The 1,080-nt window shown below is 43.8% G+C and carries 1 protein-coding gene; it reads right to left on the bottom strand.

Annotation, left to right across the window (positions count from 1 at the left end; translation table 11 throughout):
* Positions 1–1,038, bottom strand: a 1,038-nt coding sequence (locus ACFINX_RS10150; protein WP_375668803.1) for a DUF3792 domain-containing protein, incomplete at its 3' end; no start/stop codon positions are given.
* Positions 1,039–1,080: the final 42 nt, after the last annotated feature.

Raw genomic sequence — 1,080 nt, 5'->3', positions numbered from 1 at the left:
ACTGGAAATAATGGCGCCTACCAGACTTCCTAAAAAGCCCCACCACCCCATATTGGAGGCTGTTTTTGTGGCTTTAGTTGCAGTGTTTTTTGCTCCCTTGATCGTATCCTCAAGATTGTCTGAAAGTGTTTCTGCCCGTTCTTCAAGGACTTTGATGGCTTTTTCGGTTTTTTCCTCTGCGCTTTGATAGAGTTGAACAGCATGGTTGGCTGCTGTTTGTGCATCCGAACGGGACATGCCATCGGTCACAAGGGCCTTGATGATATCACTTCGATCAAATTTTGTCGTGAGATCTTCTACACGATCGGACAGGCGCTCACCAAGATTTTTTAAAGTGGTGCGATAGTAAGAAGGGTCATTTTTGAAAGCTGTTATTGCAGAACCAATATCATTGAGTGCAGCTTGATAGGTTTGTTTTAAGCGATCAGGGTTGAGAGCAGGAATGTCGCTTTTATTGAGAAGGGTGCGCAATTCACTCCTAAGTTGGTCAAAATTGATATCATTGTCACTATTTTTTGCAAAAAACTGTTCAAGACTTTCGCTGTTTAAGTTTGCAAGTATAGGGGAAATATTGTTTTTTAGGCTGTCTACGGTTTGTTGGACCATGGAGCTGTTTTCTAGAGCCGTTTTAGCTCCTATCTTTGCTGTACTAGAAACCACGTGGATGGCTTGGAGGGTCATCAGCAATGTTATGAGAGCCCAAGTGAGAAAGCCATGAAGAGTCCCTGAGGTTTCAGCAAAACGTCCAGCTACAAAGCCTCCCAAGGCTAGGCTAATCAGTGTAACGATAACAGAACCCACGCCAAAGGAGAGGAAAGAGCCTTCAAATGGGGTTGAAGAAGTGAAATCCATTTGGCTTAAGCCTAAAGCGGCGACCAGAAAAGAGAGGCAGATTGAGGTGGCAAGAGCCGTCACCAGTCCCGCAAAGATTGCGGACCATGAAATGGGTGTGTGAAAGAGTGAATATTTTTCTTCTAGAGACGTTTCTCCTAGAAAATTCGTCTCAAATGGTGTGTTTTCAGGAATGCGAGTTTCCATGTTTTATCTCCTTGAATATGCTGGAGATACAATGCCTTTTTG

This window comes from Bartonella sp. AP36NXGY, assembly GCF_042195865.1.
Lineage (GTDB): Bacteria > Pseudomonadota > Alphaproteobacteria > Rhizobiales > Rhizobiaceae > Bartonella.
The sequence above is the reverse complement of the archived record's forward strand: the minus strand, read 5'-3'. Positions and strand labels throughout refer to the sequence as shown.